The organism is Halobacillus faecis (assembly GCF_007991335.1).
In the GTDB taxonomy this organism is placed as follows: Bacteria; Bacillota; Bacilli; order Bacillales; family Halobacillaceae; genus Halobacillus; species Halobacillus faecis.
This window is the reverse complement of sequence record NZ_BJYD01000017.1, coordinates 267,438-282,485: the sequence shown is the minus strand read 5'-3', so window position 1 is coordinate 282,485 and position 15,048 is coordinate 267,438. Positions and strand designations below refer to the sequence as shown.

15 protein-coding genes are annotated in these 15,048 nt (G+C 42.9%); 9 read left to right on the top strand and 6 right to left on the bottom strand.

Going from position 1 to position 15,048, the window contains the following annotated elements; all coding sequences use genetic code 11:
* Positions 1 to 78 precede the first annotated feature (78 nt).
* Positions 79 to 2,379, top strand: a complete 2,301-nt coding sequence (locus HFA01_RS10040; RefSeq protein WP_281290483.1) for a heavy metal translocating P-type ATPase — start codon at positions 79 to 81, stop codon at positions 2,377 to 2,379.
* 37 nt (positions 2,380 to 2,416) lie between these two features.
* Here HFA01_RS10040 and HFA01_RS10035 read toward each other — a convergent pair whose 3' ends face one another.
* Complete coding sequence (locus tag HFA01_RS10035; protein WP_146815788.1) at positions 2,417 to 3,307, bottom strand: fructose bisphosphate aldolase; 891 nt, start codon at positions 3,305 to 3,307, stop codon at positions 2,417 to 2,419.
* A 291-nt stretch (positions 3,308 to 3,598) separates the two neighbouring features.
* Here HFA01_RS10035 and HFA01_RS10030 point away from each other — a divergent pair, with 291 nt between their 5' ends.
* The 3 genes from HFA01_RS10030 to HFA01_RS10020 all read left to right on the top strand — a co-directional run bounded on the left by HFA01_RS10030 (position 3,599) and on the right by HFA01_RS10020 (position 6,173).
* Entirely contained in the window at positions 3,599 to 4,291 is a 693-nt protein-coding gene (locus HFA01_RS10030; protein WP_146815786.1) for a hypothetical protein, read from the top strand.
* 96 nt (positions 4,292 to 4,387) lie between these two features.
* Positions 4,388 to 5,326: an HD domain-containing phosphohydrolase gene (locus tag HFA01_RS10025; RefSeq protein WP_146815784.1), complete on the top strand. Its 939-nt coding sequence runs from the start codon at positions 4,388 to 4,390 to the stop codon at positions 5,324 to 5,326.
* A gap of 121 nt (positions 5,327 to 5,447) precedes the next feature.
* Positions 5,448 to 6,173: a TspO/MBR family protein gene (locus tag HFA01_RS10020; RefSeq protein WP_146815782.1), complete on the top strand. Its 726-nt coding sequence runs from the start codon at positions 5,448 to 5,450 to the stop codon at positions 6,171 to 6,173.
* A 35-nt stretch (positions 6,174 to 6,208) separates the two neighbouring features.
* Here HFA01_RS10020 and HFA01_RS10015 read toward each other — a convergent pair whose 3' ends face one another.
* Positions 6,209 to 7,402 carry a cytochrome P450 family protein gene (locus tag HFA01_RS10015; protein ID WP_146815780.1) on the bottom strand — a complete coding sequence of 398 codons (1,194 nt, stop codon included), beginning with the start codon at positions 7,400 to 7,402 and terminating at the stop codon, positions 6,209 to 6,211.
* Between the two features lie 195 nt (positions 7,403 to 7,597).
* Here HFA01_RS10015 and HFA01_RS10010 point away from each other — a divergent pair, with 195 nt between their 5' ends.
* The 4 genes from HFA01_RS10010 (at position 7,598) to HFA01_RS09995 (ending at position 11,251) form a co-directional block, all read left to right on the top strand.
* Positions 7,598 to 8,515 carry an aldo/keto reductase gene (locus tag HFA01_RS10010; protein WP_146815778.1) on the top strand — a complete coding sequence of 306 codons (918 nt, stop codon included), beginning with the start codon at positions 7,598 to 7,600 and terminating at the stop codon, positions 8,513 to 8,515.
* 367 nt (positions 8,516 to 8,882) lie between these two features.
* A complete protein-coding gene (locus tag HFA01_RS10005; RefSeq protein ID WP_146815776.1) occupies positions 8,883 to 9,314 on the top strand; it encodes a helical membrane plugin domain-containing protein in 432 nt (143 codons plus the stop codon).
* Between the two features lie 17 nt (positions 9,315 to 9,331).
* Positions 9,332 to 10,513: an NAD(P)/FAD-dependent oxidoreductase gene (locus HFA01_RS10000; RefSeq protein WP_146815774.1), complete on the top strand. Its 1,182-nt coding sequence runs from the start codon at positions 9,332 to 9,334 to the stop codon at positions 10,511 to 10,513.
* A 189-nt stretch (positions 10,514 to 10,702) separates the two neighbouring features.
* Positions 10,703 to 11,251: a CBO0543 family protein gene (locus HFA01_RS09995; protein ID WP_246139309.1), complete on the top strand. Its 549-nt coding sequence runs from the start codon at positions 10,703 to 10,705 to the stop codon at positions 11,249 to 11,251.
* A gap of 160 nt (positions 11,252 to 11,411) precedes the next feature.
* On the opposite strand, the gene HFA01_RS09990 is transcribed toward HFA01_RS09995, so the two are convergent.
* Together HFA01_RS09990 and HFA01_RS09985 are read right to left on the bottom strand one after the other, a co-directional pair.
* Positions 11,412 to 11,912, bottom strand: coding sequence for a hypothetical protein (locus HFA01_RS09990; RefSeq protein WP_146815772.1), 501 nt, complete (start codon positions 11,910 to 11,912; stop codon positions 11,412 to 11,414).
* A gap of 115 nt (positions 11,913 to 12,027) precedes the next feature.
* On the bottom strand, positions 12,028 to 12,531 hold the full coding sequence (locus HFA01_RS09985) for a hypothetical protein (protein WP_307725370.1): 504 nt from the start codon (positions 12,529 to 12,531) through the stop codon (positions 12,028 to 12,030).
* A gap of 166 nt (positions 12,532 to 12,697) precedes the next feature.
* Between HFA01_RS09985 and HFA01_RS09980 the strand changes: the two genes are divergently transcribed.
* Positions 12,698 to 13,246, top strand: coding sequence for a CotY/CotZ family spore coat protein (locus tag HFA01_RS09980; RefSeq protein ID WP_146815770.1), 549 nt, complete (start codon positions 12,698 to 12,700; stop codon positions 13,244 to 13,246).
* 88 nt (positions 13,247 to 13,334) lie between these two features.
* On the opposite strand, the gene HFA01_RS09975 is transcribed toward HFA01_RS09980, so the two are convergent.
* Positions 13,335 to 13,703: a hypothetical protein gene (locus HFA01_RS09975; protein ID WP_146815768.1), complete on the bottom strand. Its 369-nt coding sequence runs from the start codon at positions 13,701 to 13,703 to the stop codon at positions 13,335 to 13,337.
* Between the two features lie 11 nt (positions 13,704 to 13,714).
* Positions 13,715 to 14,905, bottom strand: coding sequence for a ParM/StbA family protein (locus tag HFA01_RS09970; protein WP_146815766.1), 1,191 nt, complete (start codon positions 14,903 to 14,905; stop codon positions 13,715 to 13,717).
* Between the last annotated feature and the right edge of the window lie 143 nt (positions 14,906 to 15,048).

The window sequence follows — 15,048 nt, the reverse complement described above, 5'->3', positions numbered from 1 at the left end:
AATTGTTGTGGAATTGAACAAGAAGAGGCTTCTTGCTGTACCTCAGGCGCGGATGTTGGAAGGCCTGAAGGTTCAAACGTGGTGAAGTTCGATGTGAAAGGCATGGACTGTCCTTCTTGTGCAGCTACGATTGAAAAAGGGCTGCAAAAACTCAGCGGTGTCCATTCCGTCAACGTGCAGTATGGGACGGGGAAGATGACGGTAGGTGCCGAGAATGAAGATCTTTACAACCAGATCCCGAAACATATTCGCCGGTTAGGTTTTGAAGCCGAACGGGTGGATCGTCATATGAATCAACAAACCTATAAAATAGACGGTATGGATTGTGGCTCTTGTGCGATGACGATTGAAAAGCATTTGAGCAAAAATCCTGCCGTTCAGGATGTTCAAGTCCAATTTTCAACAGGGAAAATGCAGATTCAGCATACGACCTCTCCGAAAGAAATTATTAAAGAAGTAGGCAGGGCTGGATTTCAAGCTTTCTTGGAAGGAAAAGAAGAAGGCCATAATCAGAAATCTGGCAAACCAAAAGGTCTATCAACGACGACTTTCTCTGGGCTGTTCCTTGGCCTTGGCTTTATAGGGTCGTTTACAAGCATCCCCGCTGAATTCATAACGGCTTTTTATGCGGTGGCCATTCTGATTGGCGGTTTCAAGCCTGCGAGAAGTGCTTTTTATGCAATCAAGAGCGGATCTTTGGATATGAACGTCCTCATGGCTTCGGCAGCCATCGGGGCAGCCCTTATCGGCGAGTGGTTTGAGGGGGCCATGGTCGTATGGTTGTTCGCATTAGGAAATACACTTCAAAACCGGTCGATTGAACGGACGCGAGAATCGATCAGGAGTTTGATCAATCTCACTCCTAAAGAAGCTACGGTCAAATCGGGGGACCAACTCGTCCGTAAAGCGGTAGAAGAGGTTGGGATTGGTGAAGTCATTATCGTTAAACCAGGCGAGAAGATTCCATTAGATGGTGATGTGATGACCGGAACATCTAGTGTCAACCAGGCTCCAATCACGGGAGAATCCTTGCCTGTAGACAAACAAACGGGAGATATCGTATATGCAGGTACAGTGAATGAAAGTGGATCATTAGAAATCGAAGTGACGAAGCTCGTGGAGGATACAACCATCGCTAAAATCATCCACCTTGTAGAAGAGGCTCAAGAGAAAAGAGCTCCTACTCAGGCATTCGTAGACCGTTTTGCGCGAGTTTATACGCCGATTGTATTCACTCTCGCTCTGTTGGTTATGGTCCTTCCCCCACTCTTTGGCTTTGGAACATGGGGAGAGTGGCTGTATAAAGGGCTCGCTTTACTCGTGGTCGCCTGTCCTTGTGCTCTTGTGATTTCCACACCAGTCGCGATTGTTTCAGCCATTGGAAATGCAGCTAAAAATGGAGTCCTCATCAAAGGCGGTACTTTTCTTGAAAAGGCGGGAACCATCAAAGCCATCGCTTTCGATAAAACAGGGACGCTTACAGAAGGACGTCCGAAAGTTTCTGAAGTGCACGCACTTGGCATTAGTGAAGCAGAGCTGATCCGTGTGGCGCGGACCATTGAAGAATATTCCACCCACCCGATTGCTCAAGCGATTACAACGTATGCTAACGAACGAAACATCGCAGTGATAGAAGGGGAAGACTTTCAAGCCATTGCAGGAAAAGGGGCAAAAGCGAAGTTGGATGGCGTAGAATATTTCGCTGGAAGTCCTAAGTTGTATGAAGATATGCAGGTGCCTTTTTATGAGATAAAAGACCGGATTGAACAGTTACAAGAAGAGGGACACACCATTGTCGTTGTAGGAACTTCAGACAAAGCTCTAGGCCTCATCGCTGTTGCTGACACCATTCGGGATATCACCGTTCAATCCATTCAAAAGTTGAAGCAGGTGGGCATGCAGGAAATGGTGATGCTCACAGGGGATAACAAAGGAACAGCGGATAAGATTTCCAGGGAAACAGGCGTTGATCGTTATTTCGCTGAGCTTTTACCTGAGGATAAAGTTTCAGCTGTGAAAAAGCTCCAAGCGGAAGGCAAGAGTGTGGCCATGGTTGGAGATGGAATCAATGATGCCCCGGCTTTAGCGACCTCTGATCTCGGCATCGCTATGGGGGGAGCAGGGACAGATACTGCTATGGAAACGGCGGATATTGTTCTAATGGCAGATAACCTGGAAAAGCTGCCCCACACGATTCGATTGAGTAGGAAAGCGTTGAAAATTATCAAGCAGAATGTGTGGTTTTCGTTAGTAACGAAGCTACTGGCACTAATGCTTATTTTCCCGGGTTTCCTGACCTTGTGGATGGCTGTATTGAGTGATACAGGGGCAGCTTTACTTGTCATTCTCAACAGTATGAGATTATTAAGAAGTAAATAAAAAAAGGTGCGATCTATAGATCGCACCTTTTTTTCTGCTATTTTTTATTGACGGAGGCGTCATAGATGGAATCGACAGCTTTTTTAAGCTCTGCATCGAATTCATCATCAGACTGATTGGCATTCAAGTCTGCGGCCAGGGCCCGGGAGAAACTTGCGATGACGCCATTGTTTTCTTTCAGCTTTTCGTTCGCTTCTTCACGGGAATAACCACCGGAAAGTGCAACGACACGGACGACTCGAGGATGATCGACCAGTTCTTTGTAAGCGTTCGGCTGAGTTGGAATCGTTAGCTTCAGCATCACGTTCTCCTCTTCAGATAACTCATTTAAGTGTTTCAAAATCTCGTCTCGGAGAAGGTCCTCGCATTTTTCTTTGTCGCTGCTGTGAATATCGACTTCTGGTTCAATGATCGGTACAAGGTCTGAAGCGATAATTCTCTTTCCAATATCGAACTGCTGTTGAACGACTTCTTTGATCCCACTAGGATTCGGCTCATGAATGACGGACCGCATCTTTGTTCCGAAAATGTTACGTTCGTTGGCACGGCGCAATGTTTCATCAAGATCATCGATCGGTTTCATGAGCTGGACGCCGTTTTCTTTTTCCGCAAGCCCTTTGTCGACTTTAAGGAAAGGAACGATACCTTTGCTGGCCAAGTAATCAGCGGTGAATTGACCTTCGATTTCCCGGTCCATCGTTTGCTCGAAGAGGATGGCTCCTAGGATATGATCAGCATCGAAGGAAGGGGAGGTGATGATTCTTGTCCGCATTTGGTGGACAAGATCGAACATCTCATCTTCGCCTGAATAAGAATCTTCTGGGACGCCATAAGCTGCCAGTGCCTTCGGTGTGCTTCCACCACTTTGGTCAAGCGCAGCGATAAATCCATTACCGTTCTTCATTTTTTCAAATTGCTTATTATTCATGTTTCCCACTCCTTTTTCGTAGTGTGAAAATTTCCCTTTATACTGTTCCCTTAACAGAGCTATCTATAACCTTTGTTTAAAAAGGCAGGTTAGGTTGAAGATTACTTCGTTATAGAGAATTAATTGTTCATTATTCGACCTTTTTTGTTGAAGGAAAATGGTGGTAATGGTAAAATTTATGAGAGTAAAAAGAACTAGTTCATTAAGACTACTCACTAACATCCTAGATTTATACGAATAGACGCAATGTTGGCGGCTTAAGGAAAATATATTTTTACGGGAGGTACGAACATGAAGAGAATGTTGGGAAGTTTGCTGGTTGTTCTTGCTTTTGTTTTTGGTTCGGGGATGAATGTGTATGCAGATGAGCAGAAAGACATCGAAAAAGCTTTGGAAAGGATTGAGGAAACTAATGTTGAAATCGAAGAGAAAATTGAAAAAGCAGTAGAAAAGGCCGATGAGTTAAAGGCGGAGTACACGTTAGATCTACGAAAAGTAGAAGAAGGCAAAGAAGTGGTTAAACTTAAAAAGGAAAGAAAGAAAGTGTTAAAAGAGTTGGCGGAAGAGGACAAGGATGAAGAGAAAAAACAAAAAGTGATGGAAAAGTTAGCGAAGATTGAAAAAAAGTTAGCAGAGGAACAAGCGAAGGTCGAAGGAAAAATAGCTTCCATTGAAGATGACATCTCAGAACTGGAAGCATTAATAGATACAGGTCACAAAGATGAAGAAAAATTAAAAGAGAAAATAGAGAAACTTAAGGAAAAACTGGGTAAGAAATCAGAGAAAGCGCAGAAATTGACGGAGGAATACGTAGAAGATTTGGATAAAGTCGTTCAAGACATTTATGATGAAACATTAAAAATGTCTCAAGATACCATCGAAAAGGCGGCAGAGAAAGGCGTAAAGGCAGAGTGTAGTTGGAAGCTTGTCCGCTTTGCAGATCGATGGGTCTGGATCGACCCAATCCGGGTAGTAGGATGGTAACCTTAATTTGAGTGACAATTCAGATAATAGTGGTGTAGAATAAAAACGAGTCCTGTCACAGGATTCGTTTTTATTCGTATAAAGGTGTGTGATTCTATGAAGGGTTTTCAACTGAATCGTAAGGGTGAGGTGCTGGAATCTGTCAAAATAGAGGAGAACATGGAATTGAGTCTTTTGTCTAAGGGGGATGGGGTCGAACTGGTCCATCAACTTATTGAAAAAGATAAATTATTTTATGTTTATCCTAGTGATAACCCTTTGGCACTTGAATTTTACTATGTGCTTTCAGGGGAGGCTTTTTGCGAAATAGGTCCTGAAAGAAAGCGGGTAGGAGCAGGCGATTACTTTACGGCCCGTAATCTGGAAGAACCGGTCCATTTTACGGCTGTATCGAGAGTCGAGCTCCTGTGTGCATTTACTGATCAAACCTTTGTGTACCTAAGTGAAGAAATGTCTTCTTTGATGCAAATAAAAAATAAAGTGGAACAAAAAGACCCTTACACCCATCGGCATAGTGAGCGAGTGGCGAAGTATGCGGTTCAAATAGCCAAAGAGATGAAGTTAAGGAAAGAAGTGCTGGAGAATTTGACAATAGCTGCTGTGATTCATGATATAGGGAAAGTTCATGTTCCAAATGAAATACTTAATAAGCCGGATAGGCTGACGGATGAAGAGTTTGAGATTATCAAAAAACACCCGGTTGACGGTGCGGACATGCTCATAGGCACTTCATACGAAGAGTTGAGTCCAATCATTGAGCAACATCACGAACGATTGGATGGAAGTGGCTATCCTTATGGGAAGCTTGATCAGCAAATACCAATAGAATCAAAAATCATAGCAGTCAGCGATACCTTTGATGCGATGACGAAAGACCGTGCTTATAGAAAAGCTTTTTCCATAGACGACGCGGTTGCTGAAATCGTCCGGTTAAAAGGATCTCATTACGACGCGGAAGTTGTGGAAGCTCTTGTGACTGTCCTAAATAAAGAAAACCAAAATGAACAAACCTCTGTCTCTCCCGATTCCAACTAAAAGGAATCGGTTTTTTTGTTCTTAATCCACCATAATATTGGGCTACGGCCAATATATAAGTTTTAATTCACCGGGTAAAGGAATAATATACAACACATGGATGAATAAAGGAGGGGTAGGAATGGGGAAGTTCATCATCAACTTGTTTGCCTTTCTTCTCGTGGTTATCGTTAATGCCCTCGCGAACACACTTCCGCTGAACGGCCAAACAACAGGGGAAATTTCCAATAAACTTAATGTCCTATTTACCCCGGCTGGTTATGTATTTAGCATATGGGGACTCATTTACATTTTGCTAGGAATCTGGGTGATCAGACAGTTCCCGAAAAGTAGACGGGACCTGCCCATCTATCAAGAGACAAGCGGACTCTTCGTCTTAAGCAGCTTGCTGAACAGTCTCTGGATTTTTATGTGGCATTATGAATTTTTCGGTCTTTCGGTTTTGGTCATGATAGGATTGCTCTTGACTTTGATCCACTTATATCAAACCTTACAGAAAAATGAGGCCTCTTTTTTCGACCGGCTTCCGTTCTCTGTTTATCTCGGTTGGATCAGTGTCGCAACCATCGCGAACATCAGCTACTATTTAACTTACATCGGCTGGGATGGGTTCGGAATTTCCGCCTCCGTTTGGACGATATTGTTGATGATCATAGGTACATTGCTTGCTATCTTCTTTATGAAAAGCCAGGATGATTGGGTGTATCCGCTCGTTTTTGTCTGGGCGTTTATCGGCATCGGGGTAAAAAATCAAGGCAGCGACGTACCTCTAGTTGTGAACGCTGCTTTTATTCTTGCGGGACTGCTGCTTGTGATCACCATTTTATATGCAGTTAGAAAAAAATAAAAGCCACTTGATGCCTTCATCAAGTGGCTTTTTTTTCACCAAGAAACAGGGAGGGAATCAAGTCCTCTTAAAAGGAAGACGGAGCGCCATTCAGGTGAGCGTACATCGCGGTTTAGATGGATGTCCGGAAGCGTTGATAGCAGTTTTTCCAGCGCAATTTTTCCTTCCAGTCGGGCGAGAGGGGCGCCGAGACAAAAGTGAATTCCAAAACCAAACGCGACGTGAGCATTTCTTTCTCTCGTAACATCAAAATGAGAGGCGCGTTCAAATTTTTCTTCATCCCGATTGGCGGAACTAATGGAAGCCAAGATGAAATCACCGCGCCGGATCAACTGACCGTGGAAATCGATGTCTTCATCTGCCCACCGAGCGGTCGAAAAATCGACAGGGCTGTAATAGCGAAGCCCTTCCTCGATGGCACCAGGAATGAGAGTAGGGTCAGCCTTTACTTTTTCAAGCTGTTCAGGATGTTCAAACAGAGCATACATGGTGTTCCCGATCAAATTGACCGTTGTTTCGTGACCGGCGATGATCAAAAGGACAATCATAGAATAGAGTTCATTCCTCGTCAGCTGCTGCCCGTCTTCTTCGGTTTGAATGAGATGGGAAACCAAGTCATCCTGAGGTTCGGCTTTTCTTTGTTCAAAAAGCTCCGTTAGATAGGTAGTGAAAGCTTCTACATCATCCATGAAGTCAGGGTCCATTTCATTGGATGCTGAGACAATGGTGTTGGACCATGTTCTGAATTTATCCCGGTCTTCTGCGGGAACACCTAGCATCTCACTAATGACGATAATGGGCAGCGGAAAAGCATAATCATCAATCAAGTCGACTGTTGTTTCTTTTTGTTTCATTTGGTTTAACAAATCATCCGCAATTTCACGGATTCTTGGTTCCAGCTGCTTAATCGTTTTAGGGTTGAAGTAAGGTTGGACGAGTCTGCGCAGACGTGTATGGTCAGGTGGGTCAACGTCAAGCATCATGTTTTGGAAGATATTGAATTCATTTTGTTCGGTGTCTTGAGATGTAGAGAAGAATTTGCTTTGGTCCTTAATGAAACTGGGTGATTTCAACAATTCTTTCACGTGATCATATTTGGTAATCATCCAGGAGTGATTGGTCCCATCACTGTTCATTGAAAAAATGGGTTGACCTTCCCTCAACTCTTCGTAGAAAGGATAGGCCCCTGTTTTATAGTTAGACTGCTGAAGTGCTTCCATGTTCCCCATTCAAAGTTCCTCCTCAGAAATGATCTGTCTACCTTGGATTATATAAGGGATCCAAGATAAATGGAAATAAAAGGAGTACCAGGTCATCCATATTATGGATGACCTGGTACTCCTTTTATTGTAAGCGTTATTTCTTAAGGTTTTAAGGAAAAGTGATAAGATAAGAGTAGATATGGAAAGAAAGGTGGAAGCAAAGTGAAGAAAATACAACTAGGTCAAAGTGATTTACAGGTCGGCGAAATTTCGCTCGGCTGTATGAGAATGAGTGAACTGAGCACGAAGGATGCATCTGAAGTGATCACGAATGCAGTCGAGAATGGGGTCGATTTATTTGATCATGCCGATATCTATGGAAAAGGAGAGTCGGAGTCTGTATTTGCGGAAGCTCTGAAAACGACTGGCGTGTCACGTGAGGATATCAAGCTCCAAACAAAGTGCGGCATTCGCAAAGGTTTCTTCGATTTTTCTAAAGAGCATATTCTGGAGTCTGTAGAAGGCAGTTTGAAACGGTTAAATACAGATTATGTAGACAGCTTTCTGTTGCACCGTCCAGATGCTTTAATGGAACCGGAAGAAGTAGCAGAAGCGTTTACCACACTGAAAGAAAGTGGAAAGGTTCGTTACTTCGGTGTTAGTAACCAAAACCCGATGCAGATGGAACTACTCAAGAAATATATGGGAGAAAGCTTGATCATCAACCAGCTGCAACTCAGTATCGTCCATACGCCGATGATTGACGCCGGATTCAATGTGAACATGCAGAACGACCCGGCCGTTGTCAGGGACAGCAATGTCTTGGAATACTGCCGCCTGAATGATATCACCATTCAAGCATGGTCCCCATTCCAGCACGGAATGATTGAGGGGCCTTTTGTAGGCAATGACGCTTTCCCGGAAGTGAATGCCAAGCTTCAGGAACTGGCTGGAAAATATGACGTGACGGATTCTGCCATCGCGATTGCCTGGATTCTGCGTCACCCAGCTAACATTCAACCTGTTGTGGGGACAATGAATACGCAGCGTATGCAGGATATTGCGAAGGCTTCTCATATTGTGTTGTCCAGAGAAGAATGGTACGAGCTTTACCGGGCTGCTGGGAACGATTTACCGTAACATTGTTGAAGTAGGGGGCTAATCGGATTTGCGGTTAGCCTTCTTCTCGTATGAAAACCTTTCTTCATATAAAATAGGTAGAATCTAGAATGAGAAAGTATCTTTAGCGAATGATAATAAGAGCGATAAATCCGTCTTTTTGATTGAGAATGCTGTAAAAAGAACGGAGATTATGAAAAAAATCATGATTGTAAGCGTTTATTTTGTAAGAATGTGTTGTGCTTCACAAGATTATATTTTACTCTAGTAACGTTAGCTATAAAATGGCACTCTTACTGTTTTATAACAGGTAGAGCTTTCGTTGCTTGTACTAGTTATTTACTTATAAAAAAAATGAGCCCTGGGCTCAAAAAAAGGAGAAGTGGATATGGCAGATTCATTCACAACAGAAAAAGACGAGCAGACAAACGTTGCTCGTGACGAGCGTGAACTGCTCGACCAACTACTGGAACCTGAAGTACAGGAATCTTTGACTGTTCTTGTGAAAGAGCTTCCGAAGCTTACCGAATTGGTGAAGATTCTTTCAAGCTCCTACGACACCGTTCAATCGCTTGCGACGGATGAAGTTCTGAAAAAAGACACGGTTGAGTTTATGTCAGAAGTGGCTGAACCTCTCAAACATTCCGTGAAAGAAGTAGCACAGAACGCAATCGAAGCGAAAGACCATGCGGAAAGCAGCTCAGAAGTCATCGGACTATTCGGCTTGATGAAGATGTTGAAAGACCCTCAAGCTCAAAAAATGTTCCGTTTCGTTAACGCATACTTAAAAGTATCTGCTGAACGCAATCACAAAGAGTAGGAAATGGAGGAATCAACATGTCAAAAGAAATCGTCATTTTAGGCGGCGGTTATGGCGGGCTTCTTGCCGCTTTGTCTGTGCGCCAATACATGGACGCTTCTGAAGCGAACGTCACAATCATTAACAAAACCCCGACACACCAAATTATTACAGAATTGCACCGTTTGGCAGCAGGAAACATTTCTGAGCAGGCGGCAGCACTTCCTCTTGAGAAGTTATTGAAAGGAAAAGACATCAACCTTAAGGTTGCAACGATCGAGTCCTTTTCTGTCAATGATAAAAAGATTTCACTGGAAGATGGATCTGAACTATTCTATGATGCTTTGGTCGTCGCACTGGGTAGCGTAACGAACTACTTTGGCATCCCTGGATTGCAGGAACACAGCATGGTTCTTAAATCTGCGGAAGATGCGAACAAGATCCGTGAACATGTGGAAGCTCGCATTCGCGATTATGCACAGACAAATAACGAAGCAGATGCCCACATCGTCATCGGTGGCGGTGGCTTGACTGGTGTCGAGCTTGTCGGTGAATTGGCTGATGAAACACCAGCAATGGCTAAAAAATATGGGGTTAACCCAGAAGAAATCAAGCTGACACTAGTAGAAGCTATGCCGAAAATTTTGCCAATGCTTCCTGATCACTTGATTGAAAGAGCTACGAAGAGCTTGGAAAAACGCGGCGTTGAATTCCTGACAGAACTTCCTGTCACGAATGTAGAAGGAAATGTCATCGAATTGAAAGACGGCCGTAAGCTGACAGCGAATACGTTCGTTTGGACGGGCGGCGTTGCAGGTAACCCACTTGTCGGCGAATCCGGCATTGAAGTAAATCGCGGACGTGCATCTGTGAACAACTACCTTCAATCCGTATCTCACAAAGACGTATTTGTTGTAGGTGACAGTGCGGTTTACTTCAAACCAGGTGATGAGCGCCCACAACCACCAACAGCACAAATCGCTTGGCAGATGGGTGAGACCGTCGGTTACAACCTATATGCGTTCATTGAAGACAAGAGCTTTGAAGAGTTCGAACCTGTCAACTCAGGTACGCTTGCAAGCCTTGGCCGTAAAGACGCGGTTGCTTTCATCGGTGCCAACCAGACACCACTGAAAGGTCTTCCGGCTTCTGTCATGAAAGAAGCAAGTAACGTGCGTTATCTTTCCCACATTAAAGGACTATTCGCACTTGCCTATTAAGAAAGTATGATAAGGTGAACCACCCTCAACGCCCTGCTTCCAATCGCTCCCAAGCGAAAACGAAGCAGGCGTTTTTTTGTGTTTGATTTACATTATTTTCCACACCAGGTCATCCAGATATTGGATGACCTGGTGTGGCTATTTCTGGTAAGGAGCGCTAATGTATAAAGGGGAATGGGTGGGTGCAGAATGGAGATAACCGATTTCTTGGAGTGGTGGGAGATGTATTTATTATTAGTCATTGTTGTGTGGATTCTTTTTGCTTATCGATTTGTTGATTGGAAGCAGGTAGGGAAGCAATACCCGACGATCTTATTTTTTATTGCTGTGAACATGACCTACAATTTTCTTTATTATAATCATACGCTGTGGGCTTTCCGCGGAGTGACGTTGGAGTGGTTGAACCATTCCATCATTAACATGGCGTTCACTTTCTTTATCTGCCCTGTCGGCTTAATTATCTATTTACAACGTTTCCCCCGGACGAAAAGCGCTCAGTTCATCTATATCACGATTTGGGTCGCATTTTACACGGTTTTAGAATGGCTGTTTTCTATGAAAGGGATGTACGTCTATGATCATGGGTGGAACAACTGGCTCAATATTCCGTTGAATGCGGTTTTATTCATCGTGCTTTATATCCATTACCGGAACCCTGTCCGCGCCCTCATCATATCCCTGCCCATTGCTGTCCTTTTCTACGTATTCTTTCCGTTCCCTTTGGACAGTTTAAAATAGAAAGGATGTCATGCAACCGTGCTCATACGTGATGTGTTGTCTGTTCCCATGTTTTTAATTCTGCTATTTACCACTTATATCGCTATGTGGACGTACATTTCCAAGAAAAAGATCAATAAAAAATGACCTGCTCTTTTGGAAGAAGAGGCAGGTCATTTTTTTATTTGATTTGCGTTCGTTTTGATGATGGATGGCTGTCTTCGAATTTCTTAAAAGAGGTCTCTGGTTTAAGAGCAATCGTATCTTCGCCTGCTTGTTTTCCCAGAGATTTATACTTAAGTTGAAACTCATCCTGCACTTCAGGCGGTTCCTCTGCGGAAGGTGACTGTCTCATGCCGGCGATCCAAGTGTCGAAGTCGTACATACCACGGTCGATAATCAAGCCCAAATCCTCGAGGGATTGTGTCAATTCGTTCAAGCAATCCAAACCGTTCCTTAAAATGATCCCTTTTTCTTTCGCTTTATCAACGGAATGTTCGAGACGGTAGCTCTCCCCTTGATATGTAAACTCCACAAAACAACTGTTACGATCCCAATTAAAATTGAAATTCTCAACCTTCAGGCGTTTGACCACTTTGATCAATCTTTTTTCACAAATGCTTTGCTCTTTATGTGGCATCCATCGGAATAGGACATTCTTGAATAAACGATTCTTGAACATGCCATTCACCTTCCTTTTTTATTAAGCCTAATCATGTAGTGACTGTATAACTATTTCTACAAGGTCCATGCGATGACCTTCCATTTTCAAGGATAATTTGTAGAATAAAGGAATTTCACTTCAATCCTTGCAAAAGGCTCTCGTCCTTTTCCCGAATGAGGTCGTAAGTTTCGAGCAAATGTTCAGGGACCAATGCTCGTCCATAGTTCCATGCATTGGTTTCAATGACTGCCTTCAGCTCGTCGATCTCCTCATCTCCTCCATACATGAGTGTGCGTAAATCGTGTCTATGTTTTTTGAATGTGAGGTAGTAGCCGATTTCATGATAGAGGATGATTTTGACAACGTTTTCTTCGGTTTCACTTACCTTTATTTTACTCATATATCCATTGATTTGTAGATAGTTAAAATTCACCGTATTTGTAGAAACATTAAAACTCATGGGTGCTGGAAGTTTATTATTGATTTCATAATCGATGTCCAATTGATGTTCAAGCAGTGTTTCCCTAATAATCTCTTCAACCTGCCTTATGTAAAGCATGAAAATCACTGACCTTTCCTTTCTATTATTCTCAGTATAAGTGAAGGAAAGGAGTGAACCAAGGTACGATACGCTCATAATGAAAAAGTCCTACGCCGGGACTTTTGTAGGGGTGCGGGTGCCAATGTGGAGCTTTCATTTTTTTGAAGGTAAAAGAAAATTCCTGTGCTGTGGGCGCACATATCAAACGAAAATCCTTTCGCCACGTATAATACGGTATCTGAATCATTAAGGAGTGAAAAAAATGAGTTATCATGCGTATGATTATGATTCTCACCATAAAGGTGGATGCGGTGGGAAAAAAGATAAACATCATAAAGCGAAACATTATAAAAACTGTGTTGAAGAAGTATTAGCGGCCATTCTCTATGCGCAAAAGAAAGTGAAAAACGAATGTTACACTTCTTGTCAACAATCAATCAATGAACTTCTAGGAGAAAAGCGTGTGAAGAAAAACACGATTCCTTTCCTTTTATATTGCGGTTGTGAACCTTTCAAAGGCACAGGAGTAGCTACTTATTCCTGTCATTCTAAGAAAGAAAAAATCAAGTGTATCCATACCCACATTTTTAAAATCAAAGAACTGAATAAAGATTGTGCGGTTCTTGAACTGCTTGATTTCAAGAAAGACTTGAAAGAGAAGCAGCCTAAACATTGTCACAGTAAACATGGATCCGCCTGTCATCAATTGGATAATAAGAGTTTGGATGATCTTGTAGGTACGGGAGTCTGCATCAGTGTGGATTTATCATGTTTCTGTGCAATCACCTGCTTGCCCGCTGTACATTTGTAAGAACTTGCGGTGATTCCCTTTTCCCTGCATAGGACCATTATCAGAAAAGAAGGTAGCCTTTAAAAGACTACCTTCTTTACATAAGTGCTTACCCTCCGAAAGCTTCTAACAAGTCCTCGATCTCCTGAATGTCCATATCCTTTGTAACCTGTGGCCTCTTATAGGAAGGTGAAATGCTTTCCCTCTGGTAAGAGCCTGCTGCCAGCATTCTCTTTATTTCCAGTAATTCAGACAAAACATTATTCGTTTCCTTTTTTTGAGTACCCGCGTCTTTATGGAAGTAGTGACTCAAAGCAGAAAATATCAAATGGTTTAGAGTGTTATTTTCTGAGTGATAGGCGACTTCCTCTCTAATTTTAGACGAGACGTCGTGAGAGTTACCTGTTTTTATATCAATGAAGGAATCAGGGATCGTAAGCACGGTCTGTTTAAAGTAATCGTGATATACGTTTGGCATTCCTTCACCCTCTAACTTTTGGTATAAGCGTAATCGTCCGCATACTCTTTGTTCTTGCTAATCCATTGCATCTTAGCAAGAATCATCAATCCCTGGACATTCAACTTCGACATGTTTCCAGGGAATAGCAATTCGATCGGACGGCCACGCTCATTCCACTTCACAGCTGCTTCCTTGATTTGTTTTTCAGCGATTTCAGCAGCTCCGCCAACCGCGATGTAACGGGCGGCCCCCTTAATCTCATTTGAACGGCTTCTCACTCTGTCAAAATGCTCCAGATATTTGATGGCCATTAAGCGTAGTTGAGGCGTGATGTATTTACTAATATCTTTCCGTACTCCCGCGAATGGTTCCACGTACCATTCGGACTGTCCAGCCACTAGTTTTTCTTCAAGTTCCGAACGTGAATTGAAGCTGTACATTTCATTTTTACTTACTTTTTGTATGATATGGTCGAGGTATTGATTGATGCCGAACGGCTCACCCTCCACAGATGCGACCGGTTTATTTTTCTTAATTCCTACAAAGTCCACCGAATCTCCACCGAGGTCACCGATGAGAATGCCTTTAGAAGAATCCTTCACAAGTGAATCGTCCGAGATCATAAGCGTATCCTGATCTCTCGTCAAAGCTAAGTAGGCGAGGGCGCCTTCTGCTCCTACGATGACATCTTCAATTTGTATTTTGATGCAGACTTCCTTCGGTTCTCTTACACCCGGCACCTTATGAAAAATAACTGTATGATTTCCAATCAAGCGCTGTTTAAATACATCTTTCTTTTCCTTGTATTGGGTTGTGGGCAAAGAGACGGCCAGCTGATTAATGGTAAATTGGAGATCTTCTTCAGCAGGATTAGTTAGTAAGGCGTGATAGGCAGCCATTGCAAAAAGGAGAATATAGGTGCGTTCTTCGTCAACTTTTTGATTATTAAAAGACGTTAAACTCACGTTCTTCTGTTGCATGGCTGACTTTCCGATGTAAAAGATCTCCCGTCGATCTTGAAGGGAGGGACTTTTAACCTCCACGATCAAATTCTCCTCGAGATCCACATCCTCCTCATCGTACGGCTTTTCATAGAATTCCTCATCGAACAAAGCGATGGCGTTCGGCATCTGATAATCAAACGCTTCCCCTTGATCAGATACTAAAGCTTTGTACCAGCTATTTCCGACATCTACGGCAAGAAAATTATTTCTGTTCATTTTCTACCTCCTCATTCTACACATTATGTAGAAGGGGAAGTCCCTGTGCGAATACCCAATTTCCATATCTGCATAATTCATGCTTATATTTATGAATAGGGAGAGGTATTTGAACACTTTCCATTGGGGGATGCTTGAGCTTC